Annotated in this window: 3 protein-coding genes; 2 read left to right on the forward strand and 1 reads right to left on the reverse strand. The window is 66.3% G+C overall.

Annotated features, from left to right (window positions below):
• The first annotated feature begins 37 nt into the window (after positions 1-37).
• Positions 38-1,498, forward strand: a complete 1,461-nt coding sequence (gene tldD, locus ABIB38_RS20550; RefSeq protein WP_429206556.1) for a metalloprotease TldD — start codon at positions 38-40, stop codon at positions 1,496-1,498.
• A 70-nt stretch (positions 1,499-1,568) separates the two neighbouring features.
• On the opposite strand, the gene ABIB38_RS20555 is transcribed toward tldD, so the two are convergent.
• Positions 1,569-4,436, reverse strand: a complete 2,868-nt coding sequence (locus ABIB38_RS20555; RefSeq protein WP_429206557.1) for a TonB-dependent receptor — start codon at positions 4,434-4,436, stop codon at positions 1,569-1,571.
• 528 nt (positions 4,437-4,964) lie between these two features.
• On the opposite strand from ABIB38_RS20555, the gene aroG reads away from it, so the two are divergent.
• A complete protein-coding gene (gene aroG / locus ABIB38_RS20560) occupies positions 4,965-6,023 on the forward strand; it encodes a 3-deoxy-7-phosphoheptulonate synthase AroG (RefSeq protein WP_429206558.1) in 1,059 nt (352 codons plus the stop codon).
• Positions 6,024-6,178 lie beyond the last annotated feature (155 nt).

Below are 6,178 nucleotides of genomic sequence, written 5' to 3' on the forward strand. Positions count from 1 at the left end.
GCACAATGACCTATCCCAGAAAATACCGAACGCCAACATGACTCCATTCGAACCGAACCTTTCCTCCATCGCCGTCGCCCGCGACGTGCTGTTGACGCCATTCGGCCTCGACGAGGGCAAGCTGCTGCGCGCGCTGGGGACGATGTTCACGCACAAGGTCGATTACGCCGACCTGTACTTCCAGTTCACCAAGAGCGAAGGCTGGAGCCTGGAAGAGGGCATCGTCAAGACCGGCAGCTTCTCGATCGACCAGGGCGTCGGCGTGCGCGCCATCTCGGGCGACAAGACGGCGTTTTCGTATTCCGACGAGATTTCCGAGCGCGCGCTGCTCGACGCCGCCACCGCTACCCGCACCATCGCGCGCGCCGGCGCCGGCCGCATCAAGGTGGCCGGCAGCGCGCTGCCGACCGGCGGCCGCTCGCTGTATTTGCCCAACGACCCGCTGGCTTCGCTCGACGCGACCGCGAAAGTGAAACTGCTCGAGCGCGTGGAAAAGATGGCGCGCGCCAAGGATCCGCGCGTGGTGCAGGTGATGGCGGGCCTGGCCGGCGAATACGACGTGGTGCTGGTGGTGCGCAGCGACGGCGTGCTGGCGGCCGACATCCGTCCGCTGGTGCGCGTGTCGGTCACCGTGATCGCCGAGCAGAACGGCCGGCGTGAAGTCGGTTCCTCGGGCGGCGGCGGCCGTTTCGACTATGCCTATTTCAGCGACGAGGTGCTGGACCGCTACGCCACCGAGGCCGTCAAATCGGCCTGCGTCAACCTCGAGGCGCGTCCGGCCCCGGCCGGTCCGATGACCATCGTGCTGGGACCGGGCTGGCCCGGCGTGCTGCTGCACGAGGCGGTCGGCCACGGCCTGGAGGGCGACTTCAACCGCAAGGGCTCGTCCTCGTATGCCGGCATGATCGGCCAGCGCGTGGCAGCCAAGGGCGTGACCGTGGTCGACGACGGCACCTTGCAGGACCGCCGCGGTTCGCTGAACATCGACGACGAGGGCAACCCGACCCAGTGCACCACGCTGATCGAGGACGGCATCCTGAAGGGCTATATCCAGGACACGATGAATGCGCGCCTGATGAAGATGCCGGTCACCGGCAATGCGCGCCGCGAATCGTTCGCCCACCTGCCGATGCCGCGCATGACCAACACCTATATGCGCGCCGGCGACAAGGACCCGCAAGAGATCCTGGCCTCGGTCAAGAACGGCCTGTACGCGGTGAATTTCGGCGGCGGCCAGGTCGACATCACCAACGGCAAGTTCGTGTTCTCGGCCAGCGAGGCCTATATGATCGAGGACGGCAAGATCACCTATCCGGTGAAGGGCGCGACCCTGATCGGCAACGGCCCGGAGGTGATGAACCGCATCTCGATGATCGGCAACGACATGCGCCTGGATTCGGGCGTCGGCGTGTGCGGCAAGGAAGGCCAGAGCGTGCCGGTGGGCGTCGGCCAGCCGACCCTGCGCATCGATGGGGTGACGGTGGGCGGCACGGCCTGATCCGGCTTTCGCCACGTCGATAACGAACGCCCGGCCGCGCGCCGGGCGTTTTGCCTTTCGCACTGTTGCATCAGAATGAGTAGCGCGCCCCCAGCGTGAAGAAGCGGCCGATCGCGCCGTAATAGTCGAGCGGGTTGTACGACACCGCGCCATAGGTCAGCGGATCGAGCGGCGCCTGCTTGTCGAACACGTTCTGGATCGAGCCGAAGACTTCCCAGCGCGCCTGCGGCTTCCAGCGCAGCACCAGGTCGACCGTGGTGAACGAAGCCAGTTCGCAATCGCTCGGCGCGTCGTCGCCGTTGGCGAACTGGCTGGCGCAGCCTTCGGGATCGTCCTTGAAGAAGGTGTTGTCGATCGAACCCCGGTAGTTGAGGTTGGCCGACACGCGCCAGTTGGCGCGTTCCCAGGTCGCGCGCAGGTTGGCCTTGTGGTCCGGCGTGCCCATGCAGTTGCTGACGTCGCAGTTGCCGTGGGTGCCGGCATAGTCGCGCGTGGTGCCGTCCCGCTCGGTGCGTTCCCATCGGTCGAGGAAGGTGTACTTGACGTCGAAGGTCAGGGTACCCCAGTTGTTCGGCAGCCCGAAGCCCTGGCGCGCGTCGAGGTCGATGCCGCGCACCTCGGTCTCGGCCGAGTTCACGTATTGCGCCAGCACCGCCGTGATCGCGCCCGGGTCGCCAGGAATCGTCGGCACCGCCGTGCTCGGATCGCGCGCCACGTTGCCGGCGGCGATCGAGGCATCGATCTGCTCCTGGTTGATTTCGTTCTTGCGCTTGATGTTCCAGAAATCGATCGAGAAGCTGGTGCGCGGCAGCGGATCCCAGATCGCGCCGATGTTCCAGCTCTTCGAGCGTTCCGGGCTCAGGTCCTGGTTGGGCGAGGTGATGACCGCCACCGAGGCCGGGCTGCAGGCGGTCTGCACGCCCAGCGCGCAGCGGGCCGGATCGGTGGCGTTGGCGAAGGCGGCCAGGCCGCCTTGGCCGTTCTCTGCCGGGTTCGGGGCGCGGAAGCCCTTGGCCCAGGTGGCGCGCAGCGCCAGCTCGCGGCGCGGGGTCCACTTGACGCCAACCTTCGGGGTCCAGGCGTCGCCGACGTCGGTGAAGTGGTCGTAGCGCATGGCGCCGGTGAGTTCGACGCCCGGCCATACCGGGGCCAGCACTTCGCCGTACAGGCCGGTCACGTTGCGCTGGCCGTCGTAGGCCGAATAGCCGAGGCCGATGATGTTGCCGCGCTCGGTGCCGGTGGTCGGTTCGAGCCACGCCGATTCGTGGCGGAACTCGGCGCCCAGCGCCACGCCGACGGGGCCGCCAGCCAGCTTGCCGATCTCGCGCGTGGCCTTGAAGTCGACCTGGGCGATCTCGGTTTCGGCGTCGTTCGAGATGGTCGGCGACAGGGCGGCGTACACGGCCGGCGAATTCAGGCCCGCGCTCTCGGCGATGCGCCAGTAGGTGCCGCCCGGCAGCGCGCGGTAGCCGGGATTGGCCTGGGCCGCCGCCACGTTCTCGGGCGACGGATCGAGCAGGGCGAAGGTGGCGTCGCGCTGCAGGTAGCCGCTGCGCTCGCTGTCGACCTTGCTGCGCGAATAGAGCAGCGAAGTATCCCAGTCCCAGGCGCCGCTGGTGCCGCGCGCGCCGAACAGCGCGCGGACGAAGGTAGAGGAGATGTCGTTCTGGCGCGGACCGACGTCGAAGGGCAGGTAGCGCAGCCGGGCGGGGCGGCCGAAATACGGGTTGTCGGGGTGCTCGGCGCCGAGCTGGACGCCGGCGTTGCTGACCGGGCCGCCCGGATAGCCGACGTTGGCCGCGATCGGGTTGGGGGTGGTGCTGGACTGGGCCAGGCTGTCGTACAGATTGAACTCGGCATAGGCCTCGGTATTGTTCTGCAGCCGGAGCGTGCCGCGGCTGTACAGTGTCAGGTATTCGCTGTCGGGCTGGATCTGGTTGTACAGGAAGGCCGAATCGACCAGGCAGCCGCCGCCCGGATCGCCCTGCGGGTGGTTGGTGAAATTGCTGCACGCGGCGCCCGGGAAGGTGCGCGTGAACCCGGTCCCGGCCAGGTTGCCGCGGTTGTAGTAGTCGAACGTGTCGGGATTGCGCACATTGCCGTTGATGGCGTTGCCCGACTGGTTGTTGCCGGTGATGGCGCCGGTGCCGCCGAAGCCTTCCTGGGCCGAATAGCCCCAGGGCCGCAGGTCGACCTTGCCGATGTAGTCGCGGTTGCCGCGGTCGCGGTACCAGATTTCTTGCGTGTGCTTGTACTCGACGTTGAACAGCACGTTGTAGCGATCGGTCTCGAGGTCGCCGATGCCCCAGGCCAGGGCCAGGTTGTGTTGCTGGCCGTCGCCGGCTTCGCCGGTGCCGATCAGCGCGCGCGCGCTGGTGCCCTGGAAGTTGCGGCGCAGGATGATGTTGACCACGCCGGCGATCGCGTCCGAACCATAGATGGCCGAGGCGCCGTCCTTGAGGATCTCGATGCGCTCGACGGCGTCGGTGGGGATCACGTTGAGGTCGGCGAACACCTTCTGGCCGTCGTCGGCCAGGCCGTAGGGCGCCATGCGGCGGCCGTTGAGCAGCACCAGGGTCGATGACGTGCCCAGGCCGCGCAGCGAGATGCCCGAGGCGCCGGCCGCGAAGCCGCTGCCAAAGCTCATCGGCACCGAGCCCTGGTTGTCGACCGCCAGGGTCTGCAGCAGCTCGGCCACCGAGGTCTTGCCCGAGCGCTCGATGTCGCTGCGGTTGACGGTGAGTACGCTCGACGCGGTTTCTGCCTGGGCGCGGCGGATGTTCGAGCCGGTGATCTCGACGCGGGCCACGGGAGCGGCCTCTTGCGCGACGGCAGGGTGGGGCAGGGCCAGCAGCACGGGGCCGGCGAGCGCCAGGCCGGCGGCGCCGCCCCCCGCGAACAGGCGGCGCACGGAACGGGAAAGCAGGGTTTCAGTCATGGTCCGACACTCCAGTGGATGGAAGGATCCGGATCGCCCGCGGGTGGATGGCTTGACCCTTATCGCAGATCAATTTCCTTGGCACCTCTTAGTACCTGTTCATGTCTGCGATCAACACACGCGGCAGCCGGGCTTGAATTGACTGTTGCATCGGCAGCCATGGCCGGGCTGAGGTAACGCAAGCTGCGCGCAAGATGAGGGGGTGCGGATGCGCAGGCTCCGATCGGCATGTCAGTTTGCTGCAACCGATTGTTGTCTGTACAACTGTGGAACGCGCGACAAAAGGCTTGCCAACTTTCATGCCTTGTTGTTATAGTCGATTCGACCTAACCCGGACGACACCATGCGCCACGCTTTCTTTACCCGCTTTTTTTACTTTAGCCATTCCAGCCCCTGGCGGTGGAGTAGCGGCGGGTACGCGCAGTAGAACGTCCCGGCAGCATCCAGACAAACCGCCAGCGATGGCGGTTTTTTTATGTCCAGTCCTGAACAACACACGCACAGAACAGCACGAAAGGGAGTCCCAGCATGCCCCGCACCGACGATTTACGCATCCGTGAAATGAAGGAACTGACGCCGCCCTCGCACCTGATCCGCGAGTTCCCGGTGACCCCGCAGGCCGAGCAGACCGCAAGCGGCGCGCGCGTCGACCTGCACCGCATCCTGCACGGCCAGGACGACCGCCTGATGGTGGTGATCGGGCCTTGCTCGATCCACGATCCCAAGGCGGCGCTCGAGTATGCGCGCAGGTTGGTGAAAGAACGTCAGCGCTTCGCCGGCGAGCTCGAGGTCGTGATGCGGGTCTATTTCGAGAAGCCGCGCACCACGGTCGGCTGGAAGGGCCTGATCAACGACCCGTACATGGACAACAGTTTCCGCATCAACGACGGCCTGCGCATGGCGCGCGAGCTGCTGCGCGACATCAACGAGATGGGCCTGCCGGCCGGCACCGAGTTCCTCGACGTGATCAGTCCGCAGTACATCGCCGACCTGGTCAGCTGGGGCGCGATCGGCGCCCGCACCACCGAGTCGCAGGTGCACCGCGAGCTGGCTTCGGGACTGTCGTGCCCGGTCGGTTTCAAGAACGGCACCGACGGCAATATCAAGATCGCGACCGAGGCGATCAAGGCCGCGTCGCAACCGCACCATTTCCTGTCGGTGACCAAGGGCGGCCACTCGGCCATCGTCTCGACCTCGGGCAACGAGGATTGCCACATTATCCTGCGTGGCGGCAAGGCGCCGAACTACGATGCCGCCAGCGTCGAGGAAGCATGCCGCCAGATCGCCGCGCTTGGCCTGGCCAGCCGCCTGATGATCGACGCCTCGCATGCGAACAGCTCCAAGAAGCCCGAGAACCAGGTGCCGGTGTGCGCCGACATCGCGGCCCAGATCGCGGGCGGCGACGACCGCATCGTCGGCGTGATGATCGAGTCGCACCTGGTGGCCGGTCGCCAGGATCTGGTGCCGGGCAAGGAACTGACGTATGGCCAATCGGTGACCGACGGCTGCATCGACTGGGACACCAGCGTGGGCGTGCTGGAAGGCCTGGCGGCGGCGGTGCGCCAGCGCCGCTTGCGGCAGGAATAAACACGAGCAATAAATACGAGCAATAAGCACGAGCACGACAATGAAAAACGGCGCACCGAGTGAACTGACCCCGTAAAGTTGGACGGTTGGTCTCAGTGAAGTGCCGAGGGCTGGGTTCTGTATTGAACAGGACTCAGCCCTTTTAGCTTCATCTT

The sequence above is a fragment of the Massilia sp. UYP11 genome (genome assembly GCF_050434805.1).
Taxonomy (GTDB): Bacteria; Pseudomonadota; Gammaproteobacteria; order Burkholderiales; family Burkholderiaceae_D; genus Telluria.